This window comes from Kribbella sp. NPDC050281 (genome assembly GCF_040655855.1).
In the GTDB taxonomy this organism is placed as follows: domain Bacteria; phylum Actinomycetota; class Actinomycetes; order Propionibacteriales; family Kribbellaceae; genus Kribbella.
Window position 1 is genome coordinate 15773 of the sequence record NZ_JBFAKS010000067.1, and the last position, 16135, is coordinate 31907.

Annotated in this window: 15 protein-coding genes; 7 read left to right on the forward strand and 8 right to left on the reverse strand. The window is 69.2% G+C overall.

Annotated features, from left to right (window positions below; translation table 11 throughout):
• Nucleotides 1-3: 3 nt before the first annotated feature.
• On the forward strand, nucleotides 4-873 hold the full coding sequence (locus AB0I34_RS41975; RefSeq protein WP_360457562.1) for a phosphatidylinositol mannoside acyltransferase: 870 nt from the start codon (nucleotides 4-6) through the stop codon (nucleotides 871-873).
• A 10-nt stretch (nucleotides 874-883) separates the two neighbouring features.
• Complete coding sequence (locus AB0I34_RS41980) at nucleotides 884-1984, forward strand: glycosyltransferase family 4 protein (protein ID WP_360457565.1); 1101 nt, start codon at nucleotides 884-886, stop codon at nucleotides 1982-1984.
• Here the strand turns inward: AB0I34_RS41980 and AB0I34_RS41985 are convergent.
• From AB0I34_RS41985 to AB0I34_RS42000, 4 genes are read right to left on the reverse strand one after another with little or no spacing between them, the layout of a single operon-like run.
• Complete coding sequence (locus tag AB0I34_RS41985; RefSeq protein WP_360457568.1) at nucleotides 1981-2214, reverse strand: zf-HC2 domain-containing protein; 234 nt, start codon at nucleotides 2212-2214, stop codon at nucleotides 1981-1983. The genes AB0I34_RS41980 and AB0I34_RS41985 overlap by 4 nt on opposite strands.
• Complete coding sequence (locus tag AB0I34_RS41990; RefSeq protein ID WP_360457571.1) at nucleotides 2211-2846, reverse strand: sigma-70 family RNA polymerase sigma factor; 636 nt, start codon at nucleotides 2844-2846, stop codon at nucleotides 2211-2213. Before AB0I34_RS41990 ends, AB0I34_RS41985 begins: the two co-directional genes overlap by 4 nt.
• A gap of 4 nt (nucleotides 2847-2850) precedes the next feature.
• Nucleotides 2851-4080 (reverse strand): MFS transporter, encoded by a 1230-nt coding sequence (locus tag AB0I34_RS41995; RefSeq protein WP_360457574.1) that lies wholly within the window; start codon nucleotides 4078-4080, stop codon nucleotides 2851-2853.
• A 60-nt stretch (nucleotides 4081-4140) separates the two neighbouring features.
• The gene (locus tag AB0I34_RS42000) at nucleotides 4141-4548 is read right to left on the reverse strand and encodes an HIT domain-containing protein (RefSeq protein WP_360457576.1); all 408 of its coding nucleotides are present in this window, start codon (nucleotides 4546-4548) and stop codon (nucleotides 4141-4143) included.
• A 70-nt stretch (nucleotides 4549-4618) separates the two neighbouring features.
• Between AB0I34_RS42000 and AB0I34_RS42005 the strand changes: the two genes are divergently transcribed.
• The 3 genes from AB0I34_RS42005 to AB0I34_RS42015 are packed head-to-tail and all read left to right on the forward strand — an operon-like array spanning nucleotide 4619 to nucleotide 7181.
• Nucleotides 4619-5068: a hypothetical protein gene (locus AB0I34_RS42005; RefSeq protein ID WP_360457579.1), complete on the forward strand. Its 450-nt coding sequence runs from the start codon at nucleotides 4619-4621 to the stop codon at nucleotides 5066-5068.
• Nucleotides 5065-5940 carry a tetratricopeptide repeat protein gene (locus AB0I34_RS42010; RefSeq protein WP_360457581.1) on the forward strand — a complete coding sequence of 292 codons (876 nt, stop codon included), beginning with the start codon at nucleotides 5065-5067 and terminating at the stop codon, nucleotides 5938-5940. Before AB0I34_RS42005 ends, AB0I34_RS42010 begins: the two co-directional genes overlap by 4 nt.
• Complete coding sequence (locus AB0I34_RS42015) at nucleotides 5937-7181, forward strand: tetratricopeptide repeat protein (RefSeq protein WP_360457584.1); 1245 nt, start codon at nucleotides 5937-5939, stop codon at nucleotides 7179-7181. The genes AB0I34_RS42010 and AB0I34_RS42015 overlap by 4 nt, the downstream gene beginning before the upstream one ends.
• Nucleotides 7182-7204: 23 nt before the next feature.
• On the opposite strand, the gene AB0I34_RS42020 is transcribed toward AB0I34_RS42015, so the two are convergent.
• Entirely contained in the window at nucleotides 7205-9340 is a 2136-nt protein-coding gene (locus tag AB0I34_RS42020; RefSeq protein WP_360457587.1) for an elongation factor G-like protein EF-G2, read from the reverse strand.
• A 142-nt stretch (nucleotides 9341-9482) separates the two neighbouring features.
• Between AB0I34_RS42020 and AB0I34_RS42025 the strand changes: the two genes are divergently transcribed.
• Nucleotides 9483-11363, forward strand: a complete 1881-nt coding sequence (locus tag AB0I34_RS42025) for a DUF2207 domain-containing protein (protein ID WP_360457590.1) — start codon at nucleotides 9483-9485, stop codon at nucleotides 11361-11363.
• A gap of 64 nt (nucleotides 11364-11427) precedes the next feature.
• Here the strand turns inward: AB0I34_RS42025 and AB0I34_RS42030 are convergent, their stop codons facing one another.
• From AB0I34_RS42030 to AB0I34_RS42040, 3 genes are read right to left on the reverse strand one after another with little or no spacing between them, the layout of a single operon-like run.
• Nucleotides 11428-11955, reverse strand: a complete 528-nt coding sequence (locus tag AB0I34_RS42030) for a ferritin (RefSeq protein WP_360457593.1) — start codon at nucleotides 11953-11955, stop codon at nucleotides 11428-11430.
• A gap of 51 nt (nucleotides 11956-12006) precedes the next feature.
• On the reverse strand, nucleotides 12007-13911 hold the full coding sequence (locus tag AB0I34_RS42035; protein ID WP_360457595.1) for a DUF2264 domain-containing protein: 1905 nt from the start codon (nucleotides 13909-13911) through the stop codon (nucleotides 12007-12009).
• Nucleotides 13908-14924, reverse strand: coding sequence for a hydroxyacid dehydrogenase (locus tag AB0I34_RS42040; RefSeq protein WP_360457598.1), 1017 nt, complete (start codon nucleotides 14922-14924; stop codon nucleotides 13908-13910). Before AB0I34_RS42040 ends, AB0I34_RS42035 begins: the two co-directional genes overlap by 4 nt.
• Before the next feature lie 173 nt (nucleotides 14925-15097).
• Between AB0I34_RS42040 and AB0I34_RS42045 the strand changes: the two genes are divergently transcribed.
• On the forward strand, nucleotides 15098-16012 hold the full coding sequence (locus tag AB0I34_RS42045; protein ID WP_360457601.1) for a PAC2 family protein: 915 nt from the start codon (nucleotides 15098-15100) through the stop codon (nucleotides 16010-16012).
• Nucleotides 16013-16135 lie beyond the last annotated feature (123 nt).

Genomic DNA, 16135 nt, shown 5'->3' on the forward strand with positions numbered 1-16135 from the left:
GGCATGGACGGCCTCCGTCAGCGGGCTGCCGATCTCGCGTTCGCCCTCGCCTGGGGGCTGGTCCGACGGCTGCCTGAGAAGACAGTCACCTGGTTGTTCCGCCACGCCGCGGATCACGTCGTACGCCGCAACGGTCGCGGCGTACGACGGTTGCGCGGAAACCTTGCCGTGGTCCGCCCGGATGCCACGCCGGCGGAGCTGGATGCGCTCACGCTGGCCGGAATGCGCTCGTATCTGCGCTACTGGCAGGAGGCGTTCCGGCTGCCCGAGTGGTCGGACCAGGAGGTCGTCGGCCGGGTCCGTACGGTCAACGAGAAGCTGCTCCGCGACGCTCACGCGGCCGGGCGGGGCGTGATCTGCGCGCTGCCGCACCTGGCGAACTACGACCACGCCGGCGCCTGGGCCGGTCTGACCGGTATGCCCGTGTCGACGGTGGCCGAGCGGCTGAAGCCGGAGTCCCTGTTCGACCGCTTCATCGAGTACCGCAAGAAGCTCGGTATGGAGGTTCTCCCACTGACCGGCAGTGACCAGGACGTCGTCGGGATCCTGGCTGAGCGGCTGCAGGCGGGCGGGTTCGTCTGCCTCGTGGCCGACCGGGACCTGTCCGAGCGCGGCGTACCGGTGACGTTCTTCGGCCGTCCCTCGCGGATGCCGGCCGGTCCGGCCGCGCTGAGCCTGCGGACGGGAGCCCCGCTCATCCCGGCGACACTGCACTACGACGGGCCACGGCTGGTGATCACGTTCCACGACGCCATCGAGCCCGAGGGCGGTACCGCCGGGATGACCCAGCGCTGCGCCGACGCCTTCGCCGCCGGGATCGCCGCGCACCCCCAGGACTGGCACATGCTGCAGAGGATTTTCCTGGAAGAGTGAGAATCGTTCCGTGAGGATCGGTGTGGTGTGCCCGTACTCGCTGGGCACGCCCGGCGGGGTGCAGAACCATGTCCGCGACCTCGCCGAGGCCCTGCTCGGCGTCGGCCATGAGGTGTCCGTCCTTGCGCCGGTCGACGACTCCGACGCGGTCCCGCCGTACGTCGTCTCGTCCGGGCGCGCGGTCGGGGTCCCGTACAACGGCTCGGTCGCGCGGGTCACGTTCGGTCCCCGGACGGCGGCGCGGGTGAAGAGCTGGCTCGCCGACGGCCGGTTCGACGTGGTCCATGTGCACGAGCCGACGACTCCGAGTGCGTCGATCATCGCGCTCTGGTCGGCCGACGGCCCGTTCGTCTCGACGTTCCACACCTGGCAGGTCCGGTCCCGCGCGATGAGTGCCGCCGCCAGTCTGCTCCGGCCCGCGCTGGAGAAGATCGACGCCCGGATCGCGGTCTCGGAGAACGCGCGTTCGATGATGGTCCAGCACATCGGCGGCGAGGCGGTCGTGATCCCGAACGGTCTCTACACCGCGCGTTTCAAGGGGAGTCCCCGGGCGGAGTGGATGGGCGACGACGGCACGATCAGCTTCCTCGGCCGTCTCGACGAACCCCGCAAGGGCCTGGGCGTCCTGGTGAAGGCCGTCCCAGCGTTGATCGCGGAGCGGCCGGGGCTCAAAATCCTGGTCGCCGGGTCTGGTCAGGCGGACGAGGCGCGGCGCGCTGTCCCCGGGCGGTTCCGCGACAACATCCTCTTCCTGGGCGAGATCGACGACGACGCCCGCGCCGACATGCTGGCCGGCTCGGACGTCTATGTCGCGCCGCATCTGGGCGGCGAGAGCTTCGGCATCGTCCTGCTCGAGGCGATGGCGGCAGGTGCTCCCGTCCTGGCCAGCGATCTGGCCGCCTTCCGGCAGGTCCTCGACGGTGGCCGGCTGGGCGAGCTGTTCGAGCCGGGTAGCGCCGACGAGCTCGCTCGGCGTGCGCTCCGGCTCCTGGGCAGTCCCGACGACCGCGAGAAGCTTCGCTCCGCCGGACTGAGCGCCGTACCTCGGTACGACTGGTCGGTCCTGCTGCCAGAGCTCCTGTCGGTCTACGAACTCGTCGCGCGGCGCTAACGGCGATCGCGGAAGGCGTTGAGGAGTGCGCTGCGGGCGTCGCCTGGCAAGCCCTCGCCGGGCAGGTCGTTCAGGGTCTGCGAAGTCCGACGGATCTGGTCGAGGTAGCGCTCACACCCGTCGCACAGGGCGAGGTGGTCGACGAAGTCCTGGTCCGCCTCGGGACTCAGGGTCCCTTCGAGGAACGCCGTCACGCGCTCGACGAACTCACGGCACTCGAGATCGCTCATGACCCGTCACCTTCCCGCTGGTAGAACTCTTCCAGTCTGCCGCGCAGGAACGCCCGCGCGCGGTGCAGCAGCACCCGTTGGTTCGCCGCCGTGATTCCGAGCAGCTCGCACACCTCGTCGTACGGGCAGCCCTCGATGTCCCGCAGTACGACGACCAGGCGCTGGCGCTCCGGGAGTTCGGCCAGAGCCTCGGTCAGGTAGGAGCGGACCTCGGCGGTGAGCAACCCTTGCTCCGGCGACGGCCAGGCCGGCGGGTAGTCCCACCAGTGGCCAGGGAACGGATCGCCCGCCGGGCGGAACCGGCTCGGGTCCACGGTCGGCCCCTGGTCGTCGATGCTGCTCATCGGCACGACCTTGTGCTCGCGGGTGCCGCGGCGCTTCGCGGTGTTGGTGAGGATCCGGTAGACCCAGGTCTTCAGCGAGGACCGGCCCTCGAACCCGCCGATGCCCTCGATCACCGCGAGCCAGGTCTCCTGCACGACCTCGGCGGCCGACTCCTCGGTCGACACGAACGAGCGCGCCACCCGCCGCATCCCGCCGGACCAGCCGTCCAGGAGCAGCGCGAACACGTCCTCGTCGCCGGTCCGCAACCGCTCGAGGAGTACGTCGTCCGACGGCAGCCCAGCCATCATCGGCTCAGCGTACGGCGACCGCATGCCGCTGCACCCAGACGAGCGCGGCACCGGCGAGCGCGACCGCACCGGTGATCATCCAGCCCGACACGTAGACGCCGGCGTGCTTGCTCACGGCACCGAAGATCAGCGCGAACGGCGTGAACAGCAACCACGAGACGGCGCTGATCCCGGACGCCACCCCGGTCCGGATCGTCGACGGCACCGCGTCGTGCATGAGTTGGCTGAGGTGGATGCCGATCACTACGAGCAGCAGCGTCAGCGCGACCATGGCGGCGGTCAACGCGGCCAGGCTGCGGCTGGTCGTCATGGTCACGCACGCAGCCAGCATGGTGAGTACGACGATCGCCACGGACAGCGGTCGCTCGAGATGCAGCCGACTCGCGAGGAGTCCACCGACCCCGATCATCCCGACCAGCAGTGCCCAGAACGGTCCGTAGTACCCGGCCTCTGCCTTGAGCGTGACCAGCCAGAGCGGACCGAACTCGTACATCGCCTGCAAGATCATCGCCGACATGATGGTGGCCGCCGCGATCGGCACCAACCGCCCACGGTCGGTGATCGCGCGGTACGTGACCACGAGGTGATCCCGGAGCGAGGTCCGTTCGGTCGTCCGATGCAGCCGAGGCTCGCAGAACCGGCTCAGTGCGACGAGGTAGAGCGCTGCGAACGGCAGCGTGAGGAAGTACGTCGCCCGCGGTGAAAGCGCGGCTGCGATCCATCCGCCCGCCAACGCGCTTCCCACCAGGGCGACGCTCTCGACGAACCGGACCCAGCCGATCCGCCGCTCGTACTCCGCACCGTCACCGGTCTCCTCGACGACCACGTCGTACACCACTGCCTCGACGGTCCCGGAGTACATCGCGAAATAGATCCCCAGGATCAGCGCCGCCACGATGTAGGTGACGACGTTCTGGCTGATCGCGCCGATGAACACGCTCAGCAATAGAGCAACGCCAGCCACCATCAGCACGCCCCGCCGCGACCAGCGGTCCGCGAGGACGCCGGACAGCACCTCCATCACCGGCACGAGCGCGGCGTATGCGGCCGCCATCACTCCGATCGTGGCCGCATCGAACCCGATCCCGCTCATGAACAGCTTCTCGACCGGCACCCAGAGTCCGACGCCCTGCAGGAAGGTGGCCACCCACAGGGGCAGCAGCCGTCTTCGCAGCAGCGCGCTCTTGGGTTCGACGCACGGGGTGGTAGGAGCGGTGGCGATGGCTTGCGTCATGACGACTCCCAGGGCTGAGGTGTTCGGTCAGCCCTGCAGTGTCGTGAGGGTGCGGAAGCGTTACACCAGCTTCGCGGCGGTGGCTTGGATCTGGTCCATGTCGCCTGGGGTCGGGTGCCAGGGGAGCTGGAGCGGGTCGTCCTCGTACCGCGGGATGACGTGAAGGTGGGTGTGGAAGACCGACTGCCAGGCGGCCTCACCGATGCAGCTGAGCAGGTTGGCGCCGTCGGCGTCGAGGCGCTCGATCACCCGGCTGACCAGCGACTGCGCGAGCAACGTCGCGGCGGTGAGGTCCTCGACGCCTGCCTCGCGCAGATCGGTCGAGTGCGCTCGCGGAATCACCAGCAGATGCCCGGCGGTCGCCGGGTTGATGTCCATGAACGCGATCGCCCGCTCGGTCTCTGCCACCCGTGTCGCCGGAATGCTCCCAGCGACGATCCCGCAGAACAGACAGTTCGTCTCACTCATCGCCCCAGGCTAATGCCCGCCAGAGCAGTACACTGCGCGTGCCCAGATCGATGGCCCATCGAGGAGCCTCATGCCGGACGAATTGTTGCGCCCGACCATCGGCGCCGGTGTGGACATGTCGGTGCGCCCGTGGCGGCTGATGTCGCAGACGTACGTCGCCTTCTTCGGCGGGGTGATCGCCTCGACGGTGATCGCGTTCCTGAACGCCCGCAGGCTCGGCGTCGACGCGGCCAAGCAGCGCCTGATCCTGGGCGTCGGCGCGATCGGCCTGGCTGTGGTGATCGCGGCCTTCGCCGTCCTGAACACCGACGGTGACCTCGGCTCCGGCCTGCGGGTCGGGATCCGGGTCGTCGCCGTGGTGTGCTGCCTGATCCAGCTCCGGATCCAGCGACCGATGGACCGCGCGTTCCAGCTCCGCGGCACCGACTACGGCTCACTGTGGGGCACGGGCTTCGGAGTGACGATCGCCGGTGCGGTCGCCGAAGCCCTGATCCTGTTCCTTGTGACGGTGGCCCTGTGAACGAACCGACCGAGGCCCGCCTGCAGATGGCCGGCCACTGGCTGCAGATCGGCCACCCGGAGCGCACTCTCGACGAACTCCAGGGCCTGTGGGGCGACGCCGCGGTCGACTTCCGTGCGTACCTGTTCCGCGGCGCCGCCCTGCACGCGCTGGACCGCAACGCCGAGGCGATCGACGTACTGAAGGACGGCCTCGCTCAGCACGGCCCGTTCCTCCCGATGCTGCAGGTGCTGGGCTCCGCGCTGCGGTCCGAAGGACGTCTCCCGGAGGCCGAGGCCGCGTTCCTGCAAGGTCTCAGCCTGGACCCGAACGATCCCGATCTCCTGATCGGCTACGCCCGAGTGTGCCTGACCGCCGGCCAGGCGCAGAAGGCGAGCGCCCTGGTCGAGCGCGCCGCGTCGTACGCGCCGGAGAGCGCCGCCGTCTCGGCCGCCCGCGCTCAGGTCGCGTTCGCTCTCGGCAACGACCGCGACATGCACCGCCACAGCACGGAGGCTCTCTCGCACGACCCGGAGGACCCAGGCGCCCGCGCCCTGCACGGTACGTCGTCGATGCTCACGGGCGACTCGCGATCCGGCTACAGCTCGCTCGCCTCCGCCGCCGCGTCCCAGCCCGGCGACCCCGACCTCCGGGCCGCCGCGCGCGAGGCGAAGCTCATGAACCATCCGCTGATGGTGCCGCTGCGTCCGTTCCAGCGCTTCAACCCGCTGGTCGTCTGGATCGGCGCGGTAGCGATCATCTACGGCCTGCGCATCGTCGGGCTGGCCCCGCTGTCGTTCGCCTTCGCGATGGCCTGGCTGGCGTTCTGCGTGTACTCCTGGGTGGCGCCGCCGCTGGTCCGCCGCTGGATCAACAGGAAATGGGGCTCATGACGAACGATCGGATCGCCGCTCTGCGCAAGGCGGTCGACACCAACCCGGACGACGTACTGCTGCGGCTGGTCCTGGCCGAGTCGCTGGTGAGTGCCGGCGACACCGAGGAGGCCCTGGACCAGTACGTCGTGCTGCTCGACCAGCAGGGGTTGCCGGAGGACCAGTTCGTGCCGGTCGGTGAACTGGCCGCGGCCAACGGGCGGCTCGCACTGCTGCGGAGCCTGCTCGAGGCGGCTCGTCAGCAGGGCGTGGTCGAGGGGACCGGTCGCCTGCAGCAGCTCGTCGACGACATGATCGCCGAGCGCAGTGGCATCAAGATCAAAGTCGGTCCCGAGGCGGACGCGCCGCTCGAGCTGGACGCCCCGAAGGAGACCACGACTTTCGACCAGGTCGGCGGGATGGAGGACATCAAGCGGGTCATCCACCGGATGGTGATCCTGCCGCTGAGCCGCCCGGAGCTGTACGAGAAGTACGGCCGGAAGTCCGGCGGCGGTGTGATGCTCTACGGGCCGCCCGGCTGCGGGAAGACGCTGCTGGCCCGGGCGACCGCGGGGGAGTGCGGTCTACCGTTCATCAACGTCCGGATCGAGGACGTGATGGACCCGTATCTCGGGGTCTCCGAGCGCAACCTGCACGCCGCCTTCGAGCGTGCCCGGGCGAATGCGCCGTGCGTGTTGTTCCTCGACGAACTGGACGCGCTGGCGTTCGCGCGGCACAAGCACGGTGGTTCGGAGGCGCGGCGGCTGGTCGACGTACTGCTGCAGGAGCTCGACGCGATCGGCTCCGAGAACGACGGTCTGCTCGTTCTGGCCGCAACCAACGCGCCCTGGGACGTGGACGAAGCGATGCTGCGCCCGGGACGGTTCGACCGCGTCATCTTCGTCCCGCCGCCGGACGAGGCCGCTCGCGCCGACATCCTGTCTGTGCTGGTGCAGGACGTACCCGCGGACGGACTGGACCTGAAGGCGCTCGCTGGGCAGACACCGATGTTCAGCGGCGCGGACCTGCGCGCCTTGATCGAGCGTGGCGTCGACCGGGTGATCGACGAAGCGCTGTCGAGTGGTGGCGAGCCGCCGCTGGCCATGCACCATCTCGCCGACGTGCTGCCCGCGGTCAAGCCGTCGACGCTCGACTGGTTACACCGCGTCCGGTCGTACATCGAGTTCGCCAACCAGAGCGAGCGGTACGACGACGTCGCGTCGTACCTGAAGTCGCGGGATGTCCGGCGCCGCCTCAGCTGACGGCGGCACCGGACAGTGATCCGTCAGGCAGATGACTTCATCTTCGCCGCGGCGCCCTCCGGCATGGCCTCGTAGCGGGAGAACTCCCGGCTGAACGACGCAGCACCGTGGGACAGTGAGCGGAGATCGATCGCGTAGCGGGTGATCTCGACCTGCGGCACCTCGGCCTTCACCACGGTCCGGTCGTCGCCGACCTTGTCGGTCCCCAGCAGCCGTCCGCGCCGCCCGGACAGGTCGCTCATCACCGCGCCGACCAGATCGTCCGGCACCAGCACCGAGACGAGATCCACCGGCTCGAGCAGACTGACCTTGGTCGCGGCCGCGGCCTCACGCAGGGCGAGCCCGCCGGCCATCTGGAACGCCATGTCCGAGGAGTCGACGCTGTGGGACTTGCCGTCCAGCAGTGTGACCCGGATGCCGACCATCGGATACCCGGCGGTGACACCCTTCTCCATCTGCGCCCGGACGCCCTTCTCCACGCTCGGGATGAACTGCCGCGGCACCGCGCCGCCGACCACCTTGTCGACGAACTCGAAGTCCGAGCCCTGCGGCAGCGGCTCGACCTCGATGTCGCAGACGGCGTACTGGCCGTGGCCGCCGGACTGCTTGACATGCCGGCCGTGGCCCTTCGCCTTCCCACCGAACGTCTCCCGCAGCGGCACCCGCAGTTCCACGGTGTCCACGGTCACGCCGTACCGGTTGGCCAGGGCGTCGAGTACGACGTCGGAGTGGGCCTCGCCCATGCACCACAGCACGATCTGGTGCGTCTCCGGATTCTGCTCGATCCGCAGGGTCGGATCCTCGGCCGCAAGCCTCTGCAGGCCGACGCTCAGCTTGTCCTCGTCGGTCTTGGCGTGGGCCTGGACCGCGATCGGCAGCAGCGGTTCCGGCATGTTCCACGGCTTCAGCAGCAGCGGATCGGACTTGTCGGACAGTGTGTCACCGGTCTCGGCCCGGGTGAGCCGGCCGATCGCGCACAGATCACCGGCGACCACCTGAGCCGCCGGACGCTGCACCTTGCCGAGCGGGAACGACAGGGTGCCGATCCGCTCGTCCTCGTCGTGGTCGGCGTGCGAATTCTGGGAACCGAAGAACGACGTGAAATGGCCCGACACGTGAACCGTCGCGTCGGGCCTGATGGTGCCGGAGAACACCCGGACCAGGCTGACCCTGCCGACGTAGGGGTCCGACGTCGTCTTCACCACCTCTGCGAGCAGCGGACCGCCCGGATCGCAGGTCAGGCCAGTGCGCGCCACGCCGTGCGGCGAGAACACCTCGGGCAGGGCGTGCACGAGCGGCGACGGGAAACCGCTGGTCGCGACCTCGAGCAGCTCGTGGGTGCCGACGCCGGAGGCGCTGCAGACCGGGATGACCGGGAAGAACGACCCGCGCTCGACGGCGCGCTCGAGGTCGTCGATGAGCACCTTCTGGTCGATGTCCTCGCCTTCGAGGTAGCGGTCCATCAGCGACTCGTCCTCGGACTCCTCGATGATCCCCTCGATCAGTGTGCCGCGCAGTTCCTCGATCTGGTCGTCGTACGACGAGTCGGGCGTGGACGTCGACCGCTTGCCGCCGGAGTAGTCGTAGTACGTCTGCGACAGCAGCCCGATCAGCCCGTCACCAGCGGGCAGGTAGAGCGGCAGCACCTTGTCGCCGAACGCCGCCTGTGCGGCCGCCAGGGCGCTCTGGTAGTTCGCCCGGGCGTGGTCGAGCTTGGTGATCACGACGGCCCGCGGCATTCCGACGTGGGCGCACTCCTGCCAGACCGTCTTGGTCGGCTCGTCGACGCCCTCGCTCGCCGAGATCACGAACAGTGCACAGTCCGCGGCCCGCAGGCCGGCCCGCAGCTCACCGATGAAGTCGGCGTACCCGGGCGTGTCGATCAGGTTCACCTTGGCGCCGTCGTGCGGCAGCGACGCGAGCGACAGGCCCACCGAACGCTGCTGCCTGATCTCGGCGTCGTCGAAGTCGCACACGGTGGATCCGTCCAGGACGGTGCCGGGTCTGTTCAGGACTCCGGAGGCCACCAGCAGGGCCTCGACGAGGGTGGTCTTGCCGGACCCGGACGGGCCGACCAGCACCACGTTGCGGATGGCGTCCGGGCTGTCCACAGCGGGCGCGGCTCCGGTGCCTTGGGAAGTGTTCGTCTTGTCTGCCATGACGTTCCTCCTGGTTCACCCACGATTCCCCCAACGGCCCCTTCGCACAAGAGCCATCACGTGCCGGATTCAACTGAACCGTCAGCCGCCCGGCCGGGCCACCTCGTCTCGGCGGACCCTCACGCTCGGTAGGGTCGCGGCCATGCGTAGGGCACTCGGGGTCATCATCAGCACGCTCGTCGCCGGTCTGGCAGTCGGCGGATTCGCACTGCCCGCCGCGGCGGCGACGGGTGACGAGATCAAGAACTTCACGATCGACTACAACGTCACCGCCGACGGTGTGCTGCACGTGAAGGAGACGATCGCCTACAGCTTCGGCGACACCGGCCGGCACGGCATCTTCCGGGACCTGGTGACCCGGGAGCCGTACGTCGACGACGACTCGAAGGACCAGGAGTACGAGGTCTCGAACATCACCGTCGACAGCCCGTCCGGCGCGTCCGACGAGTTCACCACGGAGACGTTCAAGTACAACGACGACCGCGACCAGAGTCTGCAGATCAAGATCGGCTCCGCGAACGAGACCATCTCCGGGTACGACGCGACGTACGTGATCACGTACGACGTACGCGGGGCGCTCCGGCACTTCGACGACCACAGCGAGCTGTATTGGGATGCGACCGGCGACGGCTGGGACGCGGTGCTCGACCAGGTCGACGTCAGCGTCAGCGTGCCGGAAGGTGTGCAGAAGACGCAGTGCTTCCAGGGACCGCATGGCTCGACCGACGAATGTACGAGCAGCGTCAGCGGTGACAAGGGCATCTTCAGCGCCAGCCGTCTGGCCCGCAGCGACCAGATGACGATCGTCGCCGGCATCAAGGCCGGCGTGGTCAGCAACGACACTCCGATCGTGGTCGACGCGCCCAGCTGGATGGAACGCAACGGCGTGAGCCTGCCGGCACTGATCGGCTCGGGCGTCGTCACCCTCGCCGCGATCGCCGGCGCGTGGCTGTACTCGCAGCGCGGCAACAAGGACCAGCGGTACGCCGGGATGCCACCCGGCACGTTCCCGCCGGACGGTGTCGCTGCCGAGCCGGTGAAGGACGACCTGGCGGAGGACCAGATCCCGGTCGCGTTCGCGCCGCCGAGGATCCCGGTGGCCGAAGGTGGTCTGCTGATCGACGCCAAGGCGACCACGACCGAGACGGCCGCGACGCTGATCGACATGGCGGTGCGTGGCGGCGTACGGATCGAGAACACCGGCAACGATCAGAAGGCGGTGCTGCTGAACCCGGCAGTCGCGACCGCGCCACACGAGCAGGCTCTGATGTCCGGTCTGTTCCCCACGCTGCAGCCGGGGTCGGAGGTGCTGCTGCGCCGCGGTGCGGTCGGCGACCACACGATGCGGCGGGCGCACGACGCGATGATCGCCGCGCTGCGGGCCCAGGTGAAGGAGCGTGCGTGGTACCTGCGGATGCCGCGCGCCGGTGGGGGCAAGGTGTTCAAGAGCGGCACCGGGTGCGCGTGCATGGCGATGATCGGGTTCTGGGTGGTCGGTGCCGGCCTGGCAGGCACAGCCACCGCGGCGTTCACCGGCGGCCTCGGTCGTGCGGTGGTGATCGCGGTCCCGGTGATCGCGGTGATCGTTGCCATCGGCCTCTGGATCGCGATACGCGGGCGTGGGCAGCGCAATCCGGCCGGGCGGGCGGTCACGGATCAGCTGATCGGGTTCCGGAAGTACCTGGCGACGGCGGAGGCGGAGCAGCTCCGCTTCGAGGAGGGTGAGGACATCTTCTCGAAGTACCTGCCCTGGGCGATCGCGTTCGACCTCGCCGACCGCTGGCAGAAGGTCTGCGAGCGGCTGGTCGCCGCGGGCCGGCTGACGCCTGACCCGTACTGGTACAGCGGACCGTCGTACTACACCTCCGGCTGGACGGCCGGCGCGGTCAGCTCGACCGTCGCGCAGACGTTCGACCCGCCTCCCGCTCCGGCCAGCAGCGGGGGAGGCGGAGGTAGCTCGTCCGGCTTCAGCGGCGGCTCGTCCGGTGGCGGTGGTGGCGGTGGAGGCGGCGGTAGCTGGTAACCCAACCCCCGGCCCACCCAGCAGCAGCCGGGGCACTCAACCAGCCGAGAGACAACTGAAAGTACTAGACTCGGCCGCCGGCGGCGGTGGGAGCGGTGGGGTCGTCGGCGGTGGCTGCGGAGATCTCTCGGGCCAGGAAGTCTTCGAGGTGGAAGAGGTTGTCCCCGGCCCGCTTCGCGACATTCACGAGGGTGGTCATCGCGGACACCTCCTCGACCTGCTCCTTCAGGAACCACTGCATGAATTGCTCGCCGATGTAGTCGCTCTCGTCCCGAGCAGCCCGCGCCAACGTCTCGATCTGCTTGGTGACGGTGATCTCCTGCTGCAGCGCGAGTTCCAGCGGCTCCAGCGCCGTCTTGAAGTCGCTCTCCACCTCGCCTACACCGGGGATATGCGGCCGGATGTCCTTGTCCAGCAGGTATTGCACCATCATCATCGCGTGGTTGCGCTCTTCGAGTGCCTGCTTGTAGAAGTGCCCGGCCAGCTGCGGCAGATCCTGATCGTCGTACCAGACACCCACTGCCGTGTACTGCTGTGACGCCGTGAATTCGTTACGGATCTGTTCCTGCAAAAGTTTCTCGTACGTGCTCATGCCGTCAATCTACTGATCGGATCCAGCGAGCACACTGTTGGTGAGCCTGACCTAAGGGTGTGTCTGCCCGAGCTCGACCACCTGAGTGCCCCCACCAGGCAGGCTGATCCGCACCGTCGTACCGTCCACCGCGACATCGATGCCCTCGGCAAGCGCTTCCGGCCGCAGCGCGTCCCGCGTCAGCAGTACGGCGCTCACCAGCACGAGCGGATGCCCGTTGTGCGGAGCGGTGAGGTACGGCGTCGCCGAGTGCACACCGAACGGGTTCGCACCGAGACCCCGGTGCACGCCGGCTTCGTCGTACCCGTGCAGACCGACCACCGCGGACAGCAGCCCGTCGAGATTCCGCGCCGACGCCGAGCGGTCCCCAGCGGTTGCCTCAGGCAAGGATGCCCCGGCGACCGCGAACCCGCCGCTGCGCACCAACGTTCCGGCCGGCCCTTCGACCAGCGCACACCGGATCTCCCAGCCGCCGTGCACGACCGACGCCGTCTCGATCCGCCACGGTCCGTCCGATCCCAGCCACGCCTTGTGCCACGACGACGCCGTACGTCCGCTGACTGCGATCCGCCGGATTCGCCCGCGCGCGCTCGACCGGCCGTCCGCGTCGACGAGCGCGATCAGGTTGTCGATTCCCGGCGCGTGGTCGGACAGCTCCGGCCCGGCGTGGTTCGCGTACGCCAGCCGGTTGTAGTGCGCATCGCCCTCCGGCTCCACACCTTCCGGCTCGGCCATCGGCGCGTGATCAGCACCGTGGTTCACCAACTGCACGATCTGGTCATGCCGGCTCGCATGCACGATCCACCCCGGCGCCGGCATCGCCCGCACCTGGTCCGCGTCGTCCAGCGGGATCGAGTCCTCCGGATCCGTCCACACCGGGTGCTCCGGTGGCAGCAGCAGCCCGATGAATCCCTTCGACGCCCAGTACGGCGAGCCAGGCCCGGAGTACTGCTGTGTCGTCGGCAGGAACGTGTCGTACCACCCCAGCGTCAGCAACCCACGCTCGTCCGGCACACCGTGCTGCACGAAGTGCCGCGCGATCCCGGAGCACAGCCGCCGCGTCTGCCCGGGCGACAGGGGAGTGGAGTCCAGCAGCGCACCCATCCAGTACGGCGTCGCCGCGGCCATCCGGTACGTCAGTGAGCGGCCCTGGTACACCGGCGCGCCGTCGTTGCCGACCAGATGCACCGCGTCTTCCAGGAACAGACCGATCCGCTCGCGGTAGACCTTCAGCCGGTCCTCGTACGCCGCACCCGGCGTGGCAGCCGCCATCCGCGTCCACAGTCCCGGGTAGAGGTGCATGGCCCAGCCGATGTAGTTGTCGAAGTTCTGCCCGTCGCCATCGGAGTACCAGCCATCACCGACGTACCAGTCCTCGATCCGGTCCAGCCCGCCGTCGATGTCCTCCTGCGAGTACGGCGCTCCGACCGACGCGAGGAACTGCTCACTCACGACCTGGAACAGCCGCCAGTTGTTGTCGTGCGTCGTGGACCCGATGAACCCGCCCAGCCACTCGGCCACGTGCTGCTGCGCGCGGGTGTCGAGCCGGTCCCAGATCCACTCCCGCGTCTCGTGCAGGGACACCGCGATCGCCGCGGCCTCCACCATCTGCTGCGACCGCGGGGTGAGCCGCAGCCACGACTCCGGGTGGTCCGGGTTCGCACCGTTCGCGACACCGCGGGCGTACCGCTCGATGAGCGCCTCGCACCCCTCACCCCGCACTCCACCGATCCGGAACGCGGCCAGCATGAACGATCGCGCGAAACCTTCCAACTGGTCGGACGCCGTACCCGACCGGCTCGGCCGACCAGGCAGCGCGATCAGCGACGCACCGGGGGAGAAGTACGGCACCAGCGACTCCAACAGGTGGTCCGCAAGCGCCTCCCAGTGCGCACGTACCCACCCGGTCTGACGAGAAAGAACACGATCAGTGTCAGGCAGAACAAGGCGGCTCATGCGAGTTTCCCGATGTCGGAGGGGTTGATGGCGTGCTGCAGAGGTTCGCCGGCGGCGAGGCGTTCGAGTTCGCTGACGGCGAGTTCGCCGAGCCGGGCGATTTCGTTGCCGACCGCACCGGCTACGTGGGGCGTGACGAAGACGTTCGGCAGGTCGAGCAGCGGCGAGTCCGGCGGCAGCGGCTCGGGGTCGGTCACGTCGAGGACCGCGTCGATCCGGCCTGAGACGCACTCACGCTCCAGCGCCTCGGAGTCGATGATCTTGCCGCGGGCGGTGTTGATCAGGACCGAGCCGTCCCGCAGCAGGCCGAGCAGGCGCGCGTCCACCAGCCCAACTGTCTCCGCGATGAGCGGCGCGTGCACGCTGAGGATGTCGCTGCGGCTGAAGAGGGTGTCGTTGTCGACCAGTTCGGCGCCGAGCCCCGCGGCCTCGGACTCGTTCAGGTACGGGTCGCTGATCAGTACGTTCAGGTCGAAGGTGCGGAGTCGCTCGGCCACCATCCGGGCGATCCGCGAGGCGCCCAGCAGGCCGACCGTCGTACCGTAGCTGCCCGGCATCGCGTGCGGGTCCGACTTACGCCGCTCCAGCCGGTACTGCGCCGCCAGCCGGAACGCCCGCTTTCCGGCCAGCACGATCGCGGCCACGGTGAACTCCGCGACCGGCAGCGCGTTGGCGGTGGCCGCCGACGAGACCTGGATCCCGCGGTCGAACGCGGACGGGTCGACCATCGCCTTCACGGAACCGGCCGCGTGCAGGATCGCCCGCAGCTTCGGCGCCGCGTCGAGCACCTCGGGACCGATCCGCGGGCAGCCCCACCCGGTCAGCAGTACGTCGACGTCGGCCAGCGCGGCCTTGATCGCGGGGTCGGCGAGGAAGCTGGTCCCTGGACCGACCGGCAGCACGGTCGCGACCGCTTCCAGGCGCTTGCGGACCCGCGGGACGAGCACGCGATCCCGGCTGGCGTCGTTCATCGCCAGCATGACGGTCAAGGCGGAGTCAGGTTCGGTGCGCACGACAGCAACCTAGCAAGCGCTTTCCAACACTGTCTCCCCGCGTGCCGAATCTTGGAAGAAGCTGAAAGATCGCGAGCGCCGGAATGTGGGCCCGAGGTCGGGCGTTGTGAGGTGGAGAGGGCAGGATAGAAGGGCCTACCCGCCCTGTTGGCCAGATGTGAAGGAGAACGACGATGCTGCGACCGGACGACCTCTACGAGATCGTCGACGAGTCGGTGGCGACCGGCCCGGCGGCGACGCCGAAGGTTCTGGTGCACTCGCTGGACGGGTTCATGGACGCGGGTCAGGCAGGCCGGGTCACGGCCGACCACCTGCTCGAGGTGCTGGACCACCGGCTGCTCGCGCGGTTCGACATCGACCTCCTGCACGACTACCGGGCCCGGCGGCCTGAGGTGACGTTCGCCGAGGACCGGTTCATCGACTACACGCCGCCGCGGCTGAGCCTGCACCTGCTGAAGGACGACGCGGGGGTCGAGTTCCTGCTGCTCGAGGGCCCCGAGCCGGACAACCACTGGGACCGGTTCGCCGGCGCGGTCCGGCAGCTGATCGAGCGCTACAACGTGACGCTCACGGTCGGCGTACACGGCATCCCGATGGGCGTGCCGCACACCCGTCCGCTCGGCCTGACCGCGCACGCGACGCGGCCCGAGCTGGTCACCCGCTCGAACATCTGGGACGGCGAGATGCGCCTTCCGGCGAGCGCCGGCACGATGTTGCAGGTGCGGCTCGGCGAGGCCGGCAAGGACGCGATGGGTTTCGCGGTCCACGTGCCGCACTACCTGGCCGAGAACCGCTTCCCGGGCGCGGCGCTGGCGCTGGTGCACGCGGTCTCCGCCGCGACCGGTCTGCTGCTCCCTAGCAAGGCTCTGCTCGACGAGGCCGCCGTCACCGGCCGGCTGGTCGATGAGCAGGTCGAGGCCTCTGAGGACGCGTCCGCCGTAGTGAACGCGCTCGAAACGCAGTACGACGCCGCTGCCGGCTCCGTCAGCCGTGGCAGCCTCCTGGCCGGCTCCACGCCGTCCGCGGATGAGCTCGGCGCCGAGGTCGAGCAGTTCCTCGCCGAACTCAACCGCAACGACGAGGACTGACCACCTCCCCACGCCGGCGGTGCGTACATGATCCGGGCTGAACCGCCAGGTCGTCGCCTGTCCGTCGTGCTCCCACTTCTCGGCCAGCCGCCCCACTGGCTTCAGATCGGACCCCAGCTCAAC

What these genes read in the sequence shown, in the direction of transcription:
- AB0I34_RS42035 (WP_360457595.1), bottom strand. Translation starts at nt 13,911, where the DNA reads ATGAGCCGCCTTGTTCTGCCTGACACTGATCGTGTTCTTTCTCGTCAG.
- AB0I34_RS41985 (WP_360457568.1), bottom strand. Translation starts at nt 2,214, where the DNA reads ATGAGCGATCTCGAGTGCCGTGAGTTCGTCGAGCGCGTGACGGCGTTC.
- AB0I34_RS42000 (WP_360457576.1), bottom strand. Translation starts at nt 4,548, where the DNA reads ATGAGTGAGACGAACTGTCTGTTCTGCGGGATCGTCGCTGGGAGCATT.
- AB0I34_RS42045 (WP_360457601.1), top strand. Translation starts at nt 15,098, where the DNA reads ATGCTGCGACCGGACGACCTCTACGAGATCGTCGACGAGTCGGTGGCG.
- AB0I34_RS42020 (WP_360457587.1), bottom strand. Translation starts at nt 9,340, where the DNA reads ATGGCAGACAAGACGAACACTTCCCAAGGCACCGGAGCCGCGCCCGCT.
- AB0I34_RS41975 (WP_360457562.1), top strand. Translation starts at nt 4, where the DNA reads ATGGACGGCCTCCGTCAGCGGGCTGCCGATCTCGCGTTCGCCCTCGCC.
- AB0I34_RS41995 (WP_360457574.1), bottom strand. Translation starts at nt 4,080, where the DNA reads ATGACGCAAGCCATCGCCACCGCTCCTACCACCCCGTGCGTCGAACCC.
- AB0I34_RS42015 (WP_360457584.1), top strand. Translation starts at nt 5,937, where the DNA reads ATGACGAACGATCGGATCGCCGCTCTGCGCAAGGCGGTCGACACCAAC.
- AB0I34_RS42025 (WP_360457590.1), top strand. Translation starts at nt 9,483, where the DNA reads ATGCGTAGGGCACTCGGGGTCATCATCAGCACGCTCGTCGCCGGTCTG.
- AB0I34_RS42005 (WP_360457579.1), top strand. Translation starts at nt 4,619, where the DNA reads ATGCCGGACGAATTGTTGCGCCCGACCATCGGCGCCGGTGTGGACATG.
- AB0I34_RS42030 (WP_360457593.1), bottom strand. Translation starts at nt 11,955, where the DNA reads ATGAGCACGTACGAGAAACTTTTGCAGGAACAGATCCGTAACGAATTC.
- AB0I34_RS41990 (WP_360457571.1), bottom strand. Translation starts at nt 2,846, where the DNA reads ATGATGGCTGGGCTGCCGTCGGACGACGTACTCCTCGAGCGGTTGCGG.